This is a genomic window from Brachybacterium sp. Marseille-Q7125, assembly GCF_023062615.1.
Classification (GTDB): Bacteria; Actinomycetota; Actinomycetes; order Actinomycetales; family Dermabacteraceae; genus Brachybacterium.
Map to the genome: position 1 here is coordinate 1 of NZ_JALLAL010000053.1, position 18,168 is coordinate 18,168.

The window sequence follows — 18,168 nt, forward strand, 5'->3', positions numbered from 1 at the left end:
GGGACCGGCTGTGAGGCGTGGGCCGGCTGTGAGGCGGGGGTTGGATGCTGGTCTGAGGCGGTGGGGGCCAGCGGCACGGTGGCGCACACACGGAAGCCGCGGGAGGGCAGGGGGCTGGCCTGCAGCGTCCCGCCGAACACGGACATGCGCTCGCGCATGCCGGTCAGGCCGTGACCCTGCCCATCGGCCGCAGGGTCGGTCCCCTGACCGTCATCGATGACCTCGATCATCAGCTGCTCGGCGGTGCGGTCGATGCGCACGCTCGCCGCCGCCTCGGGACCGGCGTGCTTGAGCACATTGGTCAGCGACTCCTGTACCAGGCGGAACAGGGACAGTCCCAGTGCCTGCGGGAGATCATCCAGCGGCCCCGTGCGCTCGAGGGTGACCGGCAGCCCGGCACTGCGCACACGCTCCACCAGCTCATCGAGCATCTCCGGGCCCGGCTGGGGACCGAAGCTCGTCTCCTCCTCCTGCCGCAGCACTCCGAGCAAGGACCGCATATCCGCGAGCGCTGCCCGCCCGGTCTGCCCGATGGTGCCCAGCACCTCTCTGGCCCGCTGCGGATCCTGCGAGGCGACGAACCGGCCGCCATCGGCCTGCGCGATGATCACCGACAGCGAGTGCGCGACCACGTCATGCATCTCCCGGGCGATCCGCGCCCGCTCATCGGCGACGGCGAGGGCAGTGCGCTGCTCGCGCTCGCGCACCGCCTGCTCGGCCCGATCACGATGCAGAGCGACCTCGCGCATCCGGGCGCGCTGCAGGTTCGCCACCGCCCACACCGCGATCACGGAAATGGTGCCCACCACCATCAGCCCGCCGAAGGTGACCAGGCCCGCGAGGGGGCTGCCGTACTCGCCCACCGTCGCGGTGATGCCCCACTGCACGGCCTGGACCAGCACCCCCAGCAGACCGGCGCAGATCCCGATGATGTGCGCGGCGGTGGTGCCGTACGCGATGGCGCAGAACATGGCGTAGAACGTCATGACGTCGCCGATGACGACTGGCACGTTCACGACCACATGGGCCACGGCGAGGGCACCGATGATGATCACCCCCAGCAGGGGCCGGGTGCGGCACAGCGGGCCGGCGGCGATCATCGGGACGCTGAACAGCGTCCACCAACTCGTCGTCCCGGTGACCAGGGAGAACAGCAGCACCAGCAGGCTCGCGCCGCCAAAGATGATGAGGTCCACGGTGGTGGGATGCTCGATGATCCAGCGAAAGGGGTCCCGAGCCGGACGCTGCGTCGAGGGCAGCGCCGTATCAGGGCTCATCGGATCGCTCATGCGTCGAGATTACGGTGCGCCCGCGCGGCGGGACGTCCGCCCCCGGTCGGACATGCGGCGCAGCAGGTCGAGGCACGGGTCACAGCAGGCGCTGGGGTCCCTCCAGCAGCTCGGGGCCCTCATTGCCCACCTTTCCCACCGCCGGGTCCACCTCCCGCACCATCAGCAGAGCATCATCCATCAGGTGGGAGTCCTCGCGGATCCAGTCCGCGGCGGCGTGCCGGTCATCCATCTGCGGATCCAGCCATGCATCGACCTGCTCGCGTGGGAGCATCACCGGGGTGCGGTCGTGGATCTCGCGCAGATCCGCGGTGGCTTCGCGGGTGATGATCGTGGCCGAGAGCAGGAAGGCACCATCCTCGCTCGCGGCGGGGCCGTCATGGCCGCCGGGCCCCTTCCCCCAGGACACCAGGCCCGCCATGAACAGCGGGGAGCCGTCTTGCCGGGCGATGAAGAACGGCTGCTTGCGCGCACCCTGCGGGCCACGCACCCATTCGTAATACCCGTCCATCGGGATGATCGCCCGGTAGCGCGCAAGAGACCCGCGGAAGCTGGGCTTGTCTTCCAGACTCTCCCGCCGCGCGTTGAAGGTCCGCGAGGAGAACGAGACATCCTTCGCGAACGGCGGCAGCAGTCCCCAGCGTGCGATCCGCAGCGCACGCAGCACCTCCCCGGAGTCGCGGTCCACCGATTCGGTGACCACGTAGATCGGTGCCGTGGGCGGAATGTTCCAGCGATCGCGCAGATGCGGATTCGCCAGATCCACCGCCTTCAGGTCATCGACCAGCGGTTCGATCTCTTGGAAGAAGGCGAAGCGCCCGCACATCTCAGGCGTCCCGCGAACGGTCCGCGGAACCCTGCGGTGAATCCTCCGCCGACTCCGGCGCGGTGTTCTGGTCGCTTGCGGCACCGGTGTCGATACCCGGCTCGCGCTGCGGGCTCAGGCGGCTGTCCTCGCCGGTATACGCCTCACGGTCATGGTGGAGGTTCCGCAGGCGGATATCGCGGCCCTCGTCAACGATCTGCTCGTACTTCTCATCGGCCTTGATCGCGGCGGCATCCTCTCGCAGCGGCAGGGTCAGGGACTTCTCCGCGGGGCGCCCGGACTCGAGCTCCTGGGCCCGTTCGAACTCGGCGTCGACCTCGGTGCCCATCACGATCACGATGTTCATCACCCACAGGGCGAATAGCACCGCCATCACACCGCCGATCGCGCCGTAGCTGGAGTAGCCGGCCACAGTGGTCATGTAGATGCTCAGCGCCACCGCTGCGATGATCACGCCGAGGATCGCGAACACGCCGCCGGGGGAGATGAAGCGGTAAGGCTTTTCGATGTTCGGGGCGCCCCAGTACAGCAGGGAGATCAGCGCGAAGGCGAGCACGAGGATCACCGGCCACTTCGCCCACGTCCAGATGGGCAGGAAGGATTCGGTGAGGAATTCCAGCAGCCCGGTGGCGCCGATGGTGGAGGCGATCGGCCCCAGCAGGCCCTCCACGATGGTCTGCGACAGCAGCAGGGAGATCATGATCGCCAGCATCCCCAGGATCATCGCGAGCGTCAGCAGCAGCATGGTGCCGTTCATCTTGATCGCGCCGCGGCCCTCGGGGATCTCGTAGATCAGGTTGGCCACGCGCCCGTAGGCCTTGATGTACGCCGAGGCGGACCACAGGGCGGTGGCGATACCGATGATCAGCGCGATCGTGCCGCCCGTGGCAGAGCCCATCAGCGAGTTCACGGTGTCGCGGATCGCGTCATCGGCCCCGAGCCCGCTGCCGCCGGCGGCGGAGTTCACCAGATCCACGAGCATGTCTGCGATCTGATCCTTCAGGTCCGCCAGCAGCAGTGTGGCCAGCGAGAACATGGCCAGCAGCGTCGGCGCGATGGACAGCACCATGAAGTAGGTGAGCTTCGCAGCCTGGTCGGTGCCCTGGTCCTTCATGAACTCGGACAGGACCCGCTTGGCCATGTACTTCACGGTGGACCCGCTCAGCTTTTGTGAGTCATCGGTGGAGGTGGAGGAGTCGGCCATGGATGCTCCTGGGGGATCAGGCGGGACGCGGCGGTCGGCAGCCATCTTGCCATGCGCAGAGGTCTGAAGAGTTATCCACAAGCGGCGGGGATCGTCCCACACGACGGCCCTCGTACCCCTACAGTGTCCACGGAGATGCGATCTGCATCACGTGCAGCGTGGGGCTGTGCGTCATGTGTCGCAGGGAGTCGACGTCGCCAGGAAGGGGATGAGGGGTGGACGCTGTCGCCGTCATCGAGGAGGAGTCGCGCGAGCTGATCCGCCGACGCGGTCTGGACGCGCGGGCCGATCAGCTCGAGCCGCTGATCCGCGAGGTCCTCGCCGACTACGATCGCCGCTCCTCCTCAGGTGAGGTGCCCGTACTGCGGGCCGATGAGGACACCGTCGTCGCTGAGGTCGCCGCCCGGATCGGCGGATTCGGGCCGCTGCAGGAGCTGATCGATGATCCGGTGATCGAGGAAATATGGTTGAACTCGCCATCGGAGGTCTTTGTCGCACGCAACGGCCGCAGCGAGCTGACCACCATTGTGCTCAGCGACGACGAGGTGCGCGGGATCGTGGAACGGATGCTGGTCAGCTCCGGGCGGCGCCTGGACCTGTCCACCCCGTTCGTGGATGCGCTGCTGCCCGACGGGTCGCGCCTGCACGTGGTCATCCCCTCGGTCACCCGGGCGCACTGGGCGATCAACATCCGCAAATTCGTCGCCAAGGCCCATGACCTCGAGGGGCTCGTGGCGCTCGGCTCGCTGACCCCGCAGGCGGCAGCGTTCCTCGATGCGGCGATCGCCTCCGGGCTGAACCTCATCGCCTCCGGCAGTACAGGGGCAGGCAAAACCACCTTCCTGCGCTGCCTCGCCCAGTCGATCGGACCGCGCGAACGCGTGGTGACCATCGAAGAGGTCTTCGAACTGAACCTCGCGCTGCGGGACGTGGTCGCGATGCAGACGCGCCAGGCGAACCTCGAAGGCACCGGGGAGATCTCCATGCGCCGCCTGGTCAAAGAGGCGCTGCGCATGCGGCCCAGCCGCATCATCGTCGGCGAGGTGCGTGAGGCCGAGAGCCTGGACATGCTGATCGCTCTGAACAGCGGTCTGCCGGGGCTCGCGTCGATCCACGCGAACTCCGCCCGCGATGCCGTGACGAAGCTGTGCACTCTCCCGTTGCTCGCCGGGGAGAACGTCTCCAGCCGCTTCGTGGTCCCCACGGTCGCAAGCGCCATCGACCTCGTTGTGCACCTGGACATTCTTCCGGATGGTCGACGGCGCGTCCGGGAAATCGTCGCGCTCTCGGGACGCGTCGAGGATGAGGTCATCGAGATCACCGAGGTGTTCGCCCTGCGCGAGGGCAAGCTCGCGCGCAGCCAGGGGCACCCGCCGCATGCCGAGCGCTTCGCCCAGGCGGGCTATGACCTGAGCGCCCTGCTGGGACGGCAGGTGGCGGCATGAGTGACGGCGCGTTCCTGGGGCTCATCGCGGGACTGGGCCTGCTGTCGATCTGGTGGTCGATGTGGGAGCAGGAGGACCGCCCCGCACGCCGCGGCCCCCTGGCCCGGGCGATGGATGATCTGCGCGATGACCTGGTGAAAGTGGGGCTCGGCACCGTGCCGCCCGCCGCGGTGCCGGCCCTCAGCGCCGGCTTCGGGCTGGTGGTCGCAGCTGTCCTGTGGGCGATCTCCAGCGCCGTGGTGCCCGCGCTCGCGATCGGGCTGGTCAGTTCGATCATCCCGGTGCTCGTGCTGCGCGGAGCGGCCCGACGGCGCACCACGGCGATGCGTGAGGTGTGGCCGGAGGCGGTGGACCACATCAACTCCGCAGTCCGCGCCGGCCTGTCCCTGCCGGAGGCCCTGGTTCAGCTCAGCCATAAGGGCCCGGAGGAGCTGCGCCCGGCCTTCGCCGAGTTCTCGCTTGACTACCAGGCCAGCGGCGACTTCGCCGCGAGCCTGGATCGGCTCAAGATTCGCCTGGCGGATCCGGTGGGTGACCGTATCGTCGAGGCCCTGCGCATCACTCGCGATGTGGGCGGAACAGATCTCGGCGGTCTGCTGCGCACCCTGTCCGCCTTCCTGCGCGAAGACGCCCGTACCCGCGCCGAGCTCGAGGCTCGGCAGTCCTGGACCGTGAACGCCGCCCGGCTCGCGCTGGTGGCTCCCTGGGTGGTGCTCGCCCTCATGGCCACCCGCCCGGAAGCGGCCCAGGCCTATGACTCCAGCGCCGGGCTGGTTCTGATCATCACCGGGGCCGGGGTGTCCGTGATCGCCTACCGGGTGATGCTTCTGATCGCTCGCCTGCCCCAGGATGAGCGGGTGCTGCGATGAGCCTCACCGGTGACGTTCTTGCGGGCATGCTGCTGGGCCTGGTGCTCGGCGTCGGGCTGTGGCTCGTCCTCAGCCGCCTGCCCGGTCTGCGCACGCGCGATCTCGATGTGCGCATCGACCCCTACCTACGCCGTGCCCCCTCGGCTGCGCTGCTGGGCACCCCACGGCGGCGTGGGCGCACTCGCGTGGTGGTGGAGAACCTGCTCGGCCCGGTCGCGGCCAAGGGGATCGGCATCCTCGAACGGCTCACCGGGGGAGCGGAGCAGCTCGAGCGCCGACTGCGCCTGGCCGGGCGCCGCATCAGCACCGACTCCTTCCGGGTCGAACAGGTGGTGCTGGGAGCCATCGGCCTGGTGCTCGGGCTGGTGGTGGCCCTCGCCGCGATCACCCTGCGTGGCGCGAGCCCACTGCTGGGCCTGGTCATCGTGGCCCTGGGAGCGCTCAGCGGCGTGCTGCTGCGCGACTACCTGCTGGGCGTGGAGATCAAGCGCCGCGCCTCCCGCATGGCCCGCGAATTCCCCACCGTCGCGGACCTGCTGGCCCTGGCCGTGGCAGCAGGGGAAAGTCCGATCGCCGCTATGGAACGCGTGGCCCGCACCTCCCACGGGGCACTGCCCGACGAGTTCGCGGCCACCGTCGCGGATATCCGCTCCGGAACCAGCATCGCCCAGGCCCTCGCCTCCCTGGGAGCTCGCACCCCGCTGGAGGCACTGAACCGGTTCGGCGAAGGCGTATCCATCGCGATCGAGCGCGGCACCCCGCTCGCCGAGGTGCTGCGCGCCCAGGCACAGGATGCCCGTGAAGCATCCAAGCGCGACCTCATGGAACTCGCCGGTCAGAGGGAGATCTTCATGCTGGTTCCGGTGGTGTTCTTCGTCCTGCCGCTGGTGATCATCTTCGCGATCTTCCCTGGCCTCGCGGTGCTGGAGATCTCCCTCTAGCCCGCGCGTCACCGACCCGAGCCGTAGCCCCCAGACCACCCAATCGACCGCCCAGACCATTCACCACCGACCAGATCATCGACCGACCAGACCATTCATCAGCCGATACAGAGTCATCTCAGCACCGAAGGAGAGCATCATGACCGTCCACCGCACCCGCCTGCAGCGCACTCCTGCCGCTTTGTCCCGTGGCCGCAATGGTCTCGGCCCGGCTACCGCCCGCCTCGCATCCCGACTGGCAGCCCGCCTGAACTCAGACCGCGGTGACGTGCCCGGCTGGGTGCTGATCACCCTCATGACCGCCGGGATCGTCGTGGCCCTGTGGGCGGTGGCCAGCGAGCAGATCGTGCAGATCTTCGAGAACGCGATGGCGCCGTTCCTCGGCGGCAGCCTCTGAGCCACGCGCATGACGAGCTCTGCCCAGCAGCGTGCAGCGCAGCTCCGCCGATGGCGTGAGCGCCTGCGCGATGACCGGGGCTCGGCGGTCGCCGAGTTCCCGATGATCGCGGTGCTCATCGTGATGACCGCCCTGCTCATCGTCCAGTCCGCGCTGATCATCCACACCCGCAACTCGCTCATCGACGCGGCGGTGCAGGGGGCGCGGCACGCCTCCCTCGAGGGCTCGGATCCCTCCGACGGTGCGCAGCGCGCGGAGGAGCTCATCGCCCAGCGTTTCGGGGATAGCTTCGCTGCCGAGGCCACCGCGGCACAGGACGCCGACGGGATGATCCGGGTGGAGGTTACGGCCACGCTTCCGCTGGTCGGACTGTTCGGGCCTGCTGGCTCCCTGCGTGTGGATGGCAGGGCGCTGGATGAGGAGGCATGGTGATGCATCACGACTCCTCACGAACCCGATCAATGCTGGAGAGCCCGTCGGCAATGCAGGAGCGCCCACCGGCACTGCTGGAGAGCCCACCGGCATTACTGGAGAGCGGACCTGCACGACCGCGTCGGGAGCACCGCGCGCGCCCGCTACCCCGTGGGCGGCATCTGCGCCCAATACGTCCACTGCGCCTGCGCCTGCTGCGCGCCGAGCGGGGCAATGCGCTCGTGGAGTTCGTGGTGCTCTCCGCGGCGCTGCTGATCCCCTCGCTGTACCTCGTGCTCACGCTCGGCAACGTTCAAGCAGCTGCATTCGCCGCCGACACCATCTCGCGTGACGTGGCTCGGATCCACGCGATGGAGCAGGATCCGGCGCGGGCTCAGCAGCGCGCCCAGGCGCACACGGCGCTGATCCTCGAGGACTACGGCCTGGCCAGCAGTGACGTGACCGAGGTGTCCTGCAGCAAGGACCCCTGCGCGACCCCCGGCGGGACCGTCGGCGTGCAGGTGAGAATTCCCGTGCCCGTGCCCGGGCTCGGCATGATCCTGGGGGATGTGGGCCCGGTGTCCGTCGGCGCCTCCCACCTGCTCGAGGTGGACCAGTACCGGCAGGTGGAGCCATGAGCGAGCATCTGGCGCGCCTGCGGGAGCGGATCGCAGGCACCTCCGGGTCGATGACCATCCTGACCACGGGCGTGCTCGTGGTGCTGCTCATGGTCATCGCCGTGGGCACCGCGGTGACCGGTGTTCAGCTAGAGCGCAACGGCCTGCAGCATGCCGCGGACGCCGCAGCCCTCGCCGCCTCCCAGGCGGTGGACCCCTCCGAGATCTACCGCGCCGGAGAGGGCAGCGTCATCTCGCCACCCGAAGCGCGGCAGGCCGCTGCAGATCACCTGGCCGCCTATCCCCTCGACAGCGACCGGGTCGAGGGAGTGGAGATCCTCGGGGTGACGGTTGCGGCCGATGGGACCGTGCATGTCGTGCTCGCCGCCCGAGCGCACCCGCCCCTGCTCAGCTGGTTCAGCCGGGAGACCGGGATGACGATTCCGCTGACCGTCACTGGAGAGGCCCGCGCCCGATGACCCGCACCATCCTGCTCGCCCCCGACAAGTTCAAAGGCACCCTGAGTGCCGCCCAGGTGGCTGCGGCGCTGCGCCACGGGATCACCGCCACAGATCCCCATCTCGAGGTGCTGACCTGCCCGATCGCCGACGGAGGAGATGGCACGGTCGATGCCGCGCTCGCCGCCGGCTTCACTGAGCGCACCGCCACCGTCACCGGACCCACCGGAGCGCCGCACGAGGCTCGCTACGCCGTGCGTGAGCGCACCGCTGTCCTCGAGCTCGCCAGCACCGTGGGTCTGCAGGCCCTGCCCGGCGGAGAGCTCGCCCCGCACACCGCCTCCACGGCCGGACTCGGTGAGCTGATCCGCGCCGCCGCCGATGCCGGTGCCCGCACCATCCAGGTGGGCCTTGGCGGCAGCGCCTCCACCGACGCCGGGGCCGGGCTGCTCCAGGCCCTCGGAGCCCGGCTGCTCGACGCCCAGGGCCACGACATTCCGCCCGGCCTGCAGGGACTCTCCCACCTTGCCGACGTCGACCTCGCGCCCGCACGCAGAGCTCTGGACGGCGTCACCCTTGTTGTCCTCACCGATGTGGACAGCCCGCTCACCGGGCCCGACGGCGCCGCCGCCGTGTTCGGACCCCAGAAAGGACTGCAGCCCCACGAGATCGCCTCTGCCGATCAGATCCTCGCCCAGGCCGGCCGCCTGCTGGATGCATCCGGCGAGCTCGCCGCCCGTCCGGGGGCCGGCGCGGCCGGAGGCACGGGGGCGGCGCTGCTTGCTCTCGGTGCCCGCCAACGCTCGGGCGCCGAGGCTCTGCTGGAGCTGACCGGGTTCGATCAGCTTCTCGAGCGCGCCGACGTCGTGGTGACGGGGGAGGGGAAGCTCGATGCACAGACCCTCCAGGGCAAGGGCCCCGCCGAGGTGGCGCGCCGTGCCCGCGCCCGCGACCTGCCGCTCGCGGCTGTTGCCGGACGGATCACCCTGGATCCGCGCCAGCTCGCCGATCTCGGCGTCAGTCACGCCACCGACCTCACAAAGCTGGCTGGCTCGGCGGAGCGCGCCCTCGCCCACGGTGCCCAGCTGCTGGAGGAGGCCGGCGAGCAGATCGCGGTGTGGATCGCCACCCACCCCACCGGCTCGGGCGGCCCCCTGCCGTAGACTCTCCTCTCGTGGCTTCCATCGACTTCTCTGAAGAGATCCCCCAGCTCCGCTCCACCCTGTCCTCGATCGAACAGGTGACGGATGTGGCGGCGCTCGATGCGCGCATCGAGCAGCTCGAGCAGGAGGCCTCCGCCCAAGACCTCTGGGATGACGTGGAGAACGCCCAGAAGGTCACCGCCGCGCTGTCCCACGCGCAGGCCGAACGGCGCCGCATCTCTGAGCTGGCCAGCCGTATCGAGGACCTCGAGGTGATGGTCGAGCTCGCCGCCGAGGAGGATGACGCTGACACCCTCGCCGAGGCGGAGCAGGAGCTTGCGAGCATCCACAAGTCCCTCGACGAACTCGAGGTCCGCACCCTGCTGTCGGGCGAGTATGACGAGCGCAACGCCGTGATCACCATCCGCGCCGGCGCCGGTGGGGTGGATGCTGCGGACTTCGCGGAGATGCTGCTGCGCATGTACGTGCGCTGGGCGGAGAACAAGGGCTACTCCACCAAGGTGATGGACACCTCCTATGCGGAGGAGGCGGGCCTGAAGTCCGTCACCTTCGAGGTCTCCGCCCCCTACGCTTACGGCACCCTGTCCGTCGAGGGCGGCACGCACCGTCTGGTGCGCATCAGCCCCTTCGACAACCAGGGCCGCCGCCAGACCTCCTTCGCAGCGGTCGAGGTGATCCCGCTGATCGAGTCCACCGACCACATCGAGATCCCCGAGAACGAGCTGAAGGTCGATGTCTTCCGTTCCTCCGGCCCCGGCGGGCAGAGCGTGAATACCACCGACTCCGCCGTACGCATGACCCACCTGCCCACCGGCATCGTCGTGTCCATGCAGGATGAGAAGTCGCAGATCCAGAACCGCGCTGCAGCGCTGCGCGTCATGCAGTCCCGCCTGCTGCTGCTGAAGAAGGAGCAGGAGGCCGCAGAGCGCAAGGAGCTCGCCGGAGACGTCAAGGCTTCCTGGGGTGACCAGATGCGCTCCTACGTGCTGAATCCGTACCAGATGGTGAAGGACCTGCGCACCGAGTACCAGGAGGGCAACCCCGCCTCGGTGTTCGACGGCGAGATCGATGGGTTCATCGACGCCGGGATCCGGTGGCGCGCCGAGCAGGGCAAGCCCGCGGAGTGATCCGCGGCGTCGGCATTCACTGCCCCCACCGTCTCGCGTGCCACGTGCAGTGTTGACCGAATCTTGACGCCTTGACCATGTTTTGACCGGGTAGTGCGTCCTAGGTCGCAGGAATCGGAGAGCTCGGCCCCTACTCTGAGATGGACACCTTCCCCTCGGAGAAAACAGGCTGCAGTTGATCCGTTTCGACGACGTCACCAAGACGTACCTGCGTGGACAGCGTCCCGCGGTCGAGAACCTCGATATCGAGTTCTCCCGCGGCGAGTTCGTCTTCCTCGTCGGCGCCTCCGGCTCCGGCAAGTCCACGCTCATGCGCATGGTCCTCAAAGAGGTCGCCCCCACGCGCGGCACCGTGTACGTCGCGGGAAAGGACCTCTCCCGCATCCCCTCTCGCCGCGTGCCGGCGCTGCGGCGTGACATCGGGATGGTGTTCCAGGACTTCCGTCTGCTGCCCTCGAAGACCGCGTACCAGAACATCGAGTTCGCGCTTGCGGTGATCGGGACGCCCCGCAAGGTGGTGCGCCGCCTGGTCCCGGAGGTGCTCGAGATGGTGGGCCTGGAGGACAAGGGCAAGCGCTTCCCGCATGAGCTCTCCGGCGGTGAGCAGCAGCGGGTGGCGATCGCCCGCGCCTACGTCAACCGCCCCTCGATCCTGCTGGCCGATGAGCCCACCGGAAACCTCGATCCCGCCACCGCGGAAGGGATCCTGGACCTGCTGGGGGAGATCAACGAGCGCGGCACCACCGTCGTCATGGCCACCCATGATGCGAGCGCCGTGGACCGGATGCGCCGCCGCGTGGTCGAGATGGTCGACGGGGTGGTGGTCCGTGACGAGGAGGCCGGCCGCTACGAGACGCAGGCTGCGGTCTCCGTGATCTCCGGCAATCAGCCCGATGACTCCGAGGACCTCGAGCAGGACCCGCGGGACCTCACGGACCCAGAAACGGGCGACGGCGACGTGCTGGATGAGGATCTGCCGATGGACGCCGCAGAGCTCGGCGCCGACATGGACGCCGACGCCTTCGCCGAGGAGCCCCTCGACACCGAGGAGGGGATCGGCCGATGAGGGCCCGCTACATCCTGGGGGAGATCGTCACCGGTCTGTGGCGCAATATCGCCATGGTCGTCTCCGTCATCATCGTCACCGCCGTGTCGCTGACCTTCGTGGGCGTGGGCGCACTGATGCAGAAGCAAATCCTGGACATGAAGGCGACCCTGGTCGAGCAGTCCCAGGTCACCATCTTCATGTGCTCACCGCACTCCACCTCCGCGTCGTGCGCGGGCGGCCCGGCCACCGACGCCCAGATCGAATCGGCCCGCCAAGCGCTCGAAGGCGATGTGCTCTCCCCCTACATCTCCTCGTACACCGAGCGCAGCCAGGAGGAGGCGCTCGCGATCTACCAGGAGCAGTTCGCCGGCGAGGGCTTCGTCTCGAACTTCACCGAAGAGGACATGCCCGTCTCCTTCCACATCACCTTGACGAACGCGGAGGAATCCGCGGCGGTGGTGGAGTTCTTCCAGGGCCGCGATGGCGTGGATGAGGTCACGGACCTGCTGAGCGCCTTCGCCCCGTTCATCGATGTGCTCAACCAGTCCACCGTGTTCGCGCTCGGGCTCGCCGTGCTGATGCTCATCGCCGCGGTGCTGCTGGTGGCCACGACGATCCGCATGTCGGTGGCGAACCGGCGTCGCGAGATCGCGATCATGCGCCTGGTGGGTGCTTCGAACCTCTTCATCCGCCTGCCCTTCCTGTTGGAGGGAGCGGTCGCTGCCGCGATCGGCGGGCTGATCGCCTCCGGCATGCTGTGGGTGGGGCTGCATTACATCGTCCAAGGCTGGCTGGCACCCACGCTTGGGCAGACCCTCATCACGATCAGCGTCTCGGATCTGCTGTGGCTGGCCCCAGCGCTGATACTGCTCGGTACCCTGTTGTCGATCGCCTCATCGGTGGTCTCCCTCAACCGTTACCTCAAGGTGTGAGATGAACTCGAACTACCTGAGTCGTGGACTGTCGGCCCTCGCCTCCGCTTCCCTGGTGGTGCTTCCCGTGCTCGCCGCTCCCTCTGCCCCGGCCCTGGCCGACGGTACGAAGGACGACAAGATCGCCGAGCGTGACGAGATTCAGCAGCAGCTCGAGGACCTGCGGATCGAGCTCGATGACGTCAGCGCGGAGCTGGCGGACACCTACATCGCGCTGGCAGAGACCGAACTGCTGATCCCGCAGGCGCAGCAGGACCTTGAGGAGGCACAGGCCGAACTCGAGGAAGCTCGTGAAGAGGACCGCAAGGTGGGCGAGCGCCTGGAGACCGCGCAGGAGGAGGAGCGCGAGCTCACCCAGGAGGTGGAGGAAGGCCGCGGAGAGGTAGAATCCTCCAGCAGCGAGCTGGCCGGGGTGGCTCTGGACGCCTACAAGGGCAGCGGGCCGCCCAGCCCCTCCAGCGTCTATGTGGGGGGAAAGCGCCCGCAGGATGCGGTGGACCGGTCCATGAACTACCGCTTGACGATGTCCTCGCAGAGCGACCGCTTGGACTCCCTGCGGGAGGACCAGACCGTCAACGAGAACTCCTCGGATCGCCTCATCGCGGTGCGCAAAGAGATCCGCGAGCTCAAGGAGGATGCGGAGGAAGCGGTGGAACGCAAGTCCACTGCGGAGGAGGAAGCGCGCGAGGCGAAGCAGGCGCTCGATGACCTGTATTCCGATCAGCAGCAGCAGCGCGATGATCTCGAGGAGCAGAAGAAGAAGCACGAAGGTGATCAGCGTGCGCTGGAGACCCGCAGCTCCACTCTCGATACGGAGATCGAGGAGCTCGCCCGCCAGGAGCGGGAGCGCGAAGAGCGCCTCGAGCGCGAGCGCCAACAGCGAGAGCGCGAAGCGCAGAATTCCAGCTCGCGCGGCGGTTCCTCGCGAGGTGATTCGGGTGGCTCCAACGGCGGTTCAGCGCCGTCGAACCCGGGTGGCGCGCCGGGGTCGTCGAATCAGGGCGGTGGATGGGTGCTGCCCGTCAACTCCCGCATTAGCTCGAACTTCGGCTGGCGCGTCCACCCGATCTACGGCACGCGCAAGCTGCACTCGGGCGTGGACTTCCCGGTCGGCTGCGGCACCCCGGTGGGTGCGACGCACTCCGGACGCGTGATTGCGCGGACCTATAACTCCGCGGCCGGCAACAAGCTGATCCTCAGCCACGGCATCGTCAACGGACGCCTGATGACCAGCTCCTACCATCACCTGCAGGGTTTCGCGGTGCCCGTGGGGGCGCAGGTCTCGGCCGGGCAGACCGTCGGCTACGTGGGGAACACCGGAGGGTCCACTGGCTGCCACCTGCATTTCGAGATCCATGAGGACGGTACGGCGGTCGACCCCACCAAGTACGTGTGAGCCACCGCCCGCCGGACGGGAATTGCGTCGCGCCCATTGGTGGGCCGACGTAGGCTGGGCGGTCCGGTCGCCTGAGTGACCGGGCTGATCAGCTGGTGAGTGCAGGAGGATGCGATGGCGGCGAAGAAGGCCAAGGACGCCAAGGGCGGCGCGAAGGCCGGTGCCCAGAAAGGCCCTGCGAAGAAGCTCATCGCCTCCAATAAGCGCGCTCGCCATGACTACTTCATCGATGACACCTGGGAGGCCGGGATCGTCCTGACCGGCACCGAGGTGAAGTCCCTGCGGGATCGTGGGGCGTCGCTCATCGACGGGTACTGCTACGTCGAGAGCGGCGAGGTGTGGATGGACAACGCCCACATCGCCCCGTACGTCAAGGGCACATGGACCAACCACGCGGCGCGACGCAAGCGCAAGCTGCTGCTGCACAAGCGGGAGATCGAGAAGCTCGCCAGCAAGTCCCGGGAGAAGGGCTACACGATCGTGCCGCTGGAGATGTACTTCCTGGGCTCGCACGCGAAGGTGCTGATCGGCCTGGCCCGCGGCAAGAAGGAATGGGACAAGCGCCAGACCCTGCGCGAGAAGCAGGACATGCGGGAGGCGCAGCGTGCCATGCGCCAGCGCGAGCTGGTCTGAGCTTCCGTGTGGGCCCGACTGCGGGCCCTTCCGCCTTCGTGCCCGCCAGCCGTTCTGCACCGCCGATTCATGGGTCTGCACTGGGCGGACGAAAATCACCTGGCCGCGCGGTGGGCAGCGCGGTAGACTCGATCCACGGTGCTACGGCGAGAGCCTCGCACCGGTGGGTTGATTGACAACTGAACAGTGTGAGTGCGAAGACGGCCCTGAGCCGTCGCCAGTCATGCATGACCCACGCCAGGGGCCGATCGGTTTCGACGGTCGTTGTCCAGCGAGGGGAAGCGGGCCGAGAAGCCAGAGTCATCTCGTAAACGTCCTCTGGAAACCAACAAGTGCCGAACCCAAGCGCACTGACTTCGCTCTCGCTGCCTGATCAGCGACAGCAGTCTGGAACCCCGGGAGTGCTCCTGACCCGGATCGTTCCATCATCGAAGGAGCCACTGCTGCCAGCCTTGGTCACCGAGGCTGGGTGAACACCTCAGAGTGACTGAGTCCGTCGACGACGTGTCCGTGTGAGCGTCGGGACTGAGAACACGCCTTCACGGACTGCGCCCGGAGAAGCCCTGGCTCCGCACGATCGGACGCGGGTTCGATTCCCGCCGGCTCCACGATCGCACTCACCATGACGAAGCCCCCTCACCTGCGCCGATGCGCGGGGGAGGGGGCTTCGTCATGTCCACGCTCACGTCGACAGCAGCGACGCGGGGGACTCACGTCCGGTTCGCAGGGAGAGCCCGGGTCACTGCTCTCACTGCGCTGTCGCGGGTACCTCACTGCGCGGTTGCGGGCACCTCATACGTCAGTCCGTGCCCCAGCTGGTACCGGTTCCCGTTGGCGTCCTCGTACACGTAGGGCCGCCCGTCCATGTGCTGCTCCTTCGCGTACCCGGGCACGTCATTGGGGGAGGCGCAGCGGCCCTGCTCGTCGACGGCGATCGCGGCGGCGCTGATCGGGAAGGTGATCGGCAGCTTCCCCGTCGGCGCGAACTCGCCGAGGATCGCGTCGACCATCACGCCGTAGTCCGTCTCGAAGCCCACCAGCAGCGCATCCGCGAGTGGCTCCACACCGTCCAACAGCCACGGGAACAGCGCATTCAGCCCCACCACAAGGGTGTCCACATGCTCGCGAATGTCGCGGACCTTCGCGATGTCCACATCGGAGTGGTCATCGATCGACAGGTCCCCGATGCCCACGTACTCGAAGTAGGAGCCGATGAACGGGCGTAGCAGCACAATCGCGACGTCCGCGCCGCGGTAGTCGGTGGTGAAGTCGATGTCGGGGTGCTCGTCCGCGATGCGCCGACGCAGCGCATCCAGCTGCCGCACCGTGGTGCCGGTGGCGAACAGCTCCAGGTACACCCGCTTGCCCTGCAGGGCGGTCGGGGAAAGCGGCAGCAGGTCGTCGTGGTTCTTCGCGAGCACCACGGAGCGGCGGTGCGCATCCTGCGCTGCGGCGACGGCTTCAGGGTTTTGCACCACGCGATCCGCGGCCTCGACGTCCACGTACGGATCCTCGAACAGCCCCAGCGCGAACAGTTCGGTCAGCAGCAGCGTCGCCGCCTCGTCCAGGCGCTCGGCGGTGAAGTGCCCGTGCAGGTAGGCCTCCCGCACCGAGGCGATGTCGTTGGTGTCGGCGAACATGTCGGTGCCGGCCATGACGCCCTTGCCCACCCGCTCGGCGGTGGTGAGCTCTTCGACGCCCCAGGCCATCTTCGAAAGCACCCCGGAATCGGAGTTGATGTAGCCGCGGTGCCCCATCTGACGCAGCAGACGCAGGACCTCGGCGTTGAAGCCGAACCCCACCTGCTCAAACTCGGTGAGCCGCCCCTGCGGGGTATGGGACTTCTCCGCCGACGGGATCGCGTAGTACGGCATGATCGAGGAGACCCGCGCATCGATCGCCGCCTGGAACGGCGGCAGGTGGTACTCCTCGAGCGACCCCGCCGTGGGGTAGATGTTGAAACGCCCCTCCGCGTAATGCGGATCAGTGCCGTTCTCCCGGGCCCCGCCGCCGGGGAAATGCTTCACCGTCAGGGCGACGCCGTCCCGCTCGAGCCCGTCGGCCCCCTGGAACCCGCGCACCAGCGTACCGATCGCATCGGCCACGAACTGCGGGTCCTCACCGAGGGTGCCCTGGCCGCGGAACCAGCGCGGGTCGGTGAGCACATCGGCCATGTACATGTAGCCCTTGCGCAGCCCGGTGCCGCGCCATTCTGCGCGCGAATGCGCCGCAAAGGATTCGATGACCTCGAGCGAGCCAGTCGCTGCGAGCCCGAGGGTGCCCGGCCACTGCGTGAACGGCTGATCCTCCGCAGTGCCGCCCATCTTGAAGCCGCCCGTCTCATTCTTCGAGTTCGCCGCCACGATCACGGGAATCCCCCAGCGGGTGCCCTCAGCCACCTCGTTCATCGCATTGACCCAGGTGGCAATCCGTGCGCCGGTGGGCTCTTCGCGCATGATGAAGTGCCGGATGTGCAGGTCCTCGATCATCTCGCTGGTGCCTTCGAAAGGTAGGCGGGCACTCGTGTGCGGGTCGACCTTCACCGGCAGGTACTGCTCATCCAGGGCGCCGTCATGGCTGGTGAGAGTCTTGTCGTGCTGAGAGATACCCATCGGCCGCGAGGTGATGACCATCAGGCCAATCTTCTCCTGCGGTGACATGCGCGCTACCAGGTCTGCGGCGCGCTCGGCGGGGGAGAGACGCCAGTCCTCATATGGCGTGAGCTGGCCGTCGCCGTCGAGGTCGCGGAACCGCAGGCCATCCACCTCAATGATGTCCTTCACCCTGCTGGACAGGGGTGGCTGCTGCTGCATCGTCGTCCTCCTCGGATCCGTGGTGGGCGGGGGCTCCCCGCTGCTGCTCGCGGTCTCGCAAGGTGCCGCGTGGGATCCAACCCTGCGCGTGGGATCCAACTCTGCGGGTCACGGTAGCTACCCGGCGCCTTGTGCCCCCCATTCTTGCCCGACGTTGCCCAGGTGGGTGGGGGAGAGGGGGCTCAGTGGGACCTCGCGAGGGTCTCACCGACGCTGCGCGGTTCGCCGCCGCCCTCGGCCCTGCACTCATCGCCGCCGTCAACCATGACGGGGACAGCGACTCCACCGGCGCTGTCACTGGCGCGATCCTGGGCACCCGGCTCGGCGCCTCTGCAATCCCCGCCGAGCACCTGGAGCACCTCGAGCTGCGGGACGTGCTCACTGAGATCGCCGAGGACCTCCACCGAGGAGGCGTCCCTGGCTGCGAAGAGCCCGCGGCGCGAGCGCGCTGGGAGGACAAGTACGTCACCTCCACCGCCCAGCCCCGGGGGTGCCCCGGCCGGACGCCCGCAGCTCCTCCACACCGTCACCGGCCCCGCCCTCGGCGGATAACCCCGCGACGCCGCCCGCGGCCCCACGTACCATGGGCCCGCCATGAC

17 protein-coding genes and 1 other RNA gene are annotated in these 18,168 nt (G+C 68.3%); 14 read left to right on the forward strand and 4 right to left on the reverse strand.

Annotated elements, in window-relative coordinates:
* The 3 genes from MU407_RS11750 to MU407_RS11760 all read right to left on the reverse strand — a co-directional run.
* The coding region (locus MU407_RS11750) for a sensor histidine kinase (protein WP_246957717.1) at positions 1-1,289 on the reverse strand (1,289 nt) is incomplete at its 3' end.
* A gap of 79 nt (positions 1,290-1,368) precedes the next feature.
* Complete coding sequence (locus MU407_RS11755) at positions 1,369-2,115, reverse strand: SOS response-associated peptidase (RefSeq protein ID WP_246957720.1); 747 nt, start codon at positions 2,113-2,115, stop codon at positions 1,369-1,371.
* Position 2,116: 1 nt separating this feature from the next.
* Complete coding sequence (locus tag MU407_RS11760) at positions 2,117-3,319, reverse strand: YihY/virulence factor BrkB family protein (protein WP_246957722.1); 1,203 nt, start codon at positions 3,317-3,319, stop codon at positions 2,117-2,119.
* Positions 3,320-3,534: 215 nt separating this feature from the next.
* On the opposite strand from MU407_RS11760, the gene MU407_RS11765 reads away from it, so the two are divergent.
* The 14 genes from MU407_RS11765 to ssrA all read left to right on the forward strand — a co-directional run bounded on the left by MU407_RS11765 (position 3,535) and on the right by ssrA (position 15,367).
* Positions 3,535-4,764: an ATPase, T2SS/T4P/T4SS family gene (locus tag MU407_RS11765; RefSeq protein WP_102235105.1), complete on the forward strand. Its 1,230-nt coding sequence runs from the start codon at positions 3,535-3,537 to the stop codon at positions 4,762-4,764.
* Positions 4,761-5,633: a type II secretion system F family protein gene (locus MU407_RS11770; RefSeq protein ID WP_102235106.1), complete on the forward strand. Its 873-nt coding sequence runs from the start codon at positions 4,761-4,763 to the stop codon at positions 5,631-5,633. The genes MU407_RS11765 and MU407_RS11770 overlap by 4 nt, the downstream gene beginning before the upstream one ends.
* On the forward strand, positions 5,630-6,574 hold the full coding sequence (locus MU407_RS11775) for a type II secretion system F family protein (protein ID WP_102235107.1): 945 nt from the start codon (positions 5,630-5,632) through the stop codon (positions 6,572-6,574). The genes MU407_RS11770 and MU407_RS11775 overlap by 4 nt, the downstream gene beginning before the upstream one ends.
* A 139-nt stretch (positions 6,575-6,713) precedes the next feature.
* Entirely contained in the window at positions 6,714-6,971 is a 258-nt protein-coding gene (locus tag MU407_RS11780; protein WP_246957725.1) for a hypothetical protein, read from the forward strand.
* Between the two features lie 9 nt (positions 6,972-6,980).
* Positions 6,981-7,403, forward strand: a complete 423-nt coding sequence (locus MU407_RS11785; RefSeq protein WP_146007685.1) for a TadE family protein — start codon at positions 6,981-6,983, stop codon at positions 7,401-7,403.
* 221 nt (positions 7,404-7,624) lie between these two features.
* A complete protein-coding gene (locus MU407_RS11790; RefSeq protein WP_246957728.1) occupies positions 7,625-8,020 on the forward strand; it encodes a hypothetical protein in 396 nt (131 codons plus the stop codon).
* The gene (locus MU407_RS11795; RefSeq protein WP_102235109.1) at positions 8,017-8,478 is read left to right on the forward strand and encodes a pilus assembly protein TadG-related protein; all 462 of its coding nucleotides are present in this window, start codon (positions 8,017-8,019) and stop codon (positions 8,476-8,478) included. The genes MU407_RS11790 and MU407_RS11795 overlap by 4 nt, the downstream gene beginning before the upstream one ends.
* A complete protein-coding gene (locus MU407_RS11800; RefSeq protein WP_102235110.1) occupies positions 8,475-9,620 on the forward strand; it encodes a glycerate kinase in 1,146 nt (381 codons plus the stop codon). Before MU407_RS11795 ends, MU407_RS11800 begins: the two co-directional genes overlap by 4 nt.
* An 11-nt stretch (positions 9,621-9,631) precedes the next feature.
* Entirely contained in the window at positions 9,632-10,747 is a 1,116-nt protein-coding gene (prfB, locus tag MU407_RS11805) for a peptide chain release factor 2 (protein ID WP_102235262.1), read from the forward strand.
* Between the two features lie 175 nt (positions 10,748-10,922).
* A complete protein-coding gene (ftsE, locus tag MU407_RS11810; protein ID WP_246957730.1) occupies positions 10,923-11,813 on the forward strand; it encodes a cell division ATP-binding protein FtsE in 891 nt (296 codons plus the stop codon).
* Positions 11,810-12,727: a permease-like cell division protein FtsX gene (gene ftsX / locus MU407_RS11815; RefSeq protein ID WP_246957740.1), complete on the forward strand. Its 918-nt coding sequence runs from the start codon at positions 11,810-11,812 to the stop codon at positions 12,725-12,727. Before ftsE ends, ftsX begins: the two co-directional genes overlap by 4 nt.
* A gap of 1 nt (position 12,728) precedes the next feature.
* Positions 12,729-14,123 (forward strand): M23 family metallopeptidase, encoded by a 1,395-nt coding sequence (locus MU407_RS11820; RefSeq protein WP_246957742.1) that lies wholly within the window; start codon positions 12,729-12,731, stop codon positions 14,121-14,123.
* Between the two features lie 114 nt (positions 14,124-14,237).
* A complete protein-coding gene (gene smpB / locus MU407_RS11825; protein ID WP_102235114.1) occupies positions 14,238-14,756 on the forward strand; it encodes an SsrA-binding protein SmpB in 519 nt (172 codons plus the stop codon).
* Between the two features lie 240 nt (positions 14,757-14,996).
* Positions 14,997-15,367, forward strand: a transfer-messenger RNA (tmRNA) gene (ssrA, locus tag MU407_RS11830).
* A gap of 159 nt (positions 15,368-15,526) precedes the next feature.
* Here the strand turns inward: ssrA and MU407_RS11835 are convergent.
* Positions 15,527-17,569 carry a glycoside hydrolase family 3 N-terminal domain-containing protein gene (locus tag MU407_RS11835; RefSeq protein WP_246957744.1) on the reverse strand — a complete coding sequence of 681 codons (2,043 nt, stop codon included), beginning with the start codon at positions 17,567-17,569 and terminating at the stop codon, positions 15,527-15,529.
* Positions 17,570-18,168 lie beyond the last annotated feature (599 nt).

Coding starts and splice junctions, on each gene's coding strand:
- MU407_RS11755 (WP_246957720.1), bottom strand. CDS start 2,115: ATGTGCGGGCGCTTCGCCTTCTTCCAAGAGATCGAACCGCTGGTCGAT.
- MU407_RS11760 (WP_246957722.1), bottom strand. CDS start 3,319: ATGGCCGACTCCTCCACCTCCACCGATGACTCACAAAAGCTGAGCGGG.
- MU407_RS11770 (WP_102235106.1), top strand. CDS start 4,761: ATGAGTGACGGCGCGTTCCTGGGGCTCATCGCGGGACTGGGCCTGCTG.
- MU407_RS11775 (WP_102235107.1), top strand. CDS start 5,630: ATGAGCCTCACCGGTGACGTTCTTGCGGGCATGCTGCTGGGCCTGGTG.
- MU407_RS11780 (WP_246957725.1), top strand. CDS start 6,714: ATGACCGTCCACCGCACCCGCCTGCAGCGCACTCCTGCCGCTTTGTCC.
- MU407_RS11785 (WP_146007685.1), top strand. CDS start 6,981: ATGACGAGCTCTGCCCAGCAGCGTGCAGCGCAGCTCCGCCGATGGCGT.
- MU407_RS11795 (WP_102235109.1), top strand. CDS start 8,017: ATGAGCGAGCATCTGGCGCGCCTGCGGGAGCGGATCGCAGGCACCTCC.
- MU407_RS11800 (WP_102235110.1), top strand. CDS start 8,475: ATGACCCGCACCATCCTGCTCGCCCCCGACAAGTTCAAAGGCACCCTG.
- ftsX (WP_246957740.1), top strand. CDS start 11,810: ATGAGGGCCCGCTACATCCTGGGGGAGATCGTCACCGGTCTGTGGCGC.
- MU407_RS11820 (WP_246957742.1), top strand. CDS start 12,729: ATGAACTCGAACTACCTGAGTCGTGGACTGTCGGCCCTCGCCTCCGCT.
- smpB (WP_102235114.1), top strand. CDS start 14,238: ATGGCGGCGAAGAAGGCCAAGGACGCCAAGGGCGGCGCGAAGGCCGGT.
- MU407_RS11835 (WP_246957744.1), bottom strand. CDS start 17,569: ATGCAGCAGCAGCCACCCCTGTCCAGCAGGGTGAAGGACATCATTGAG.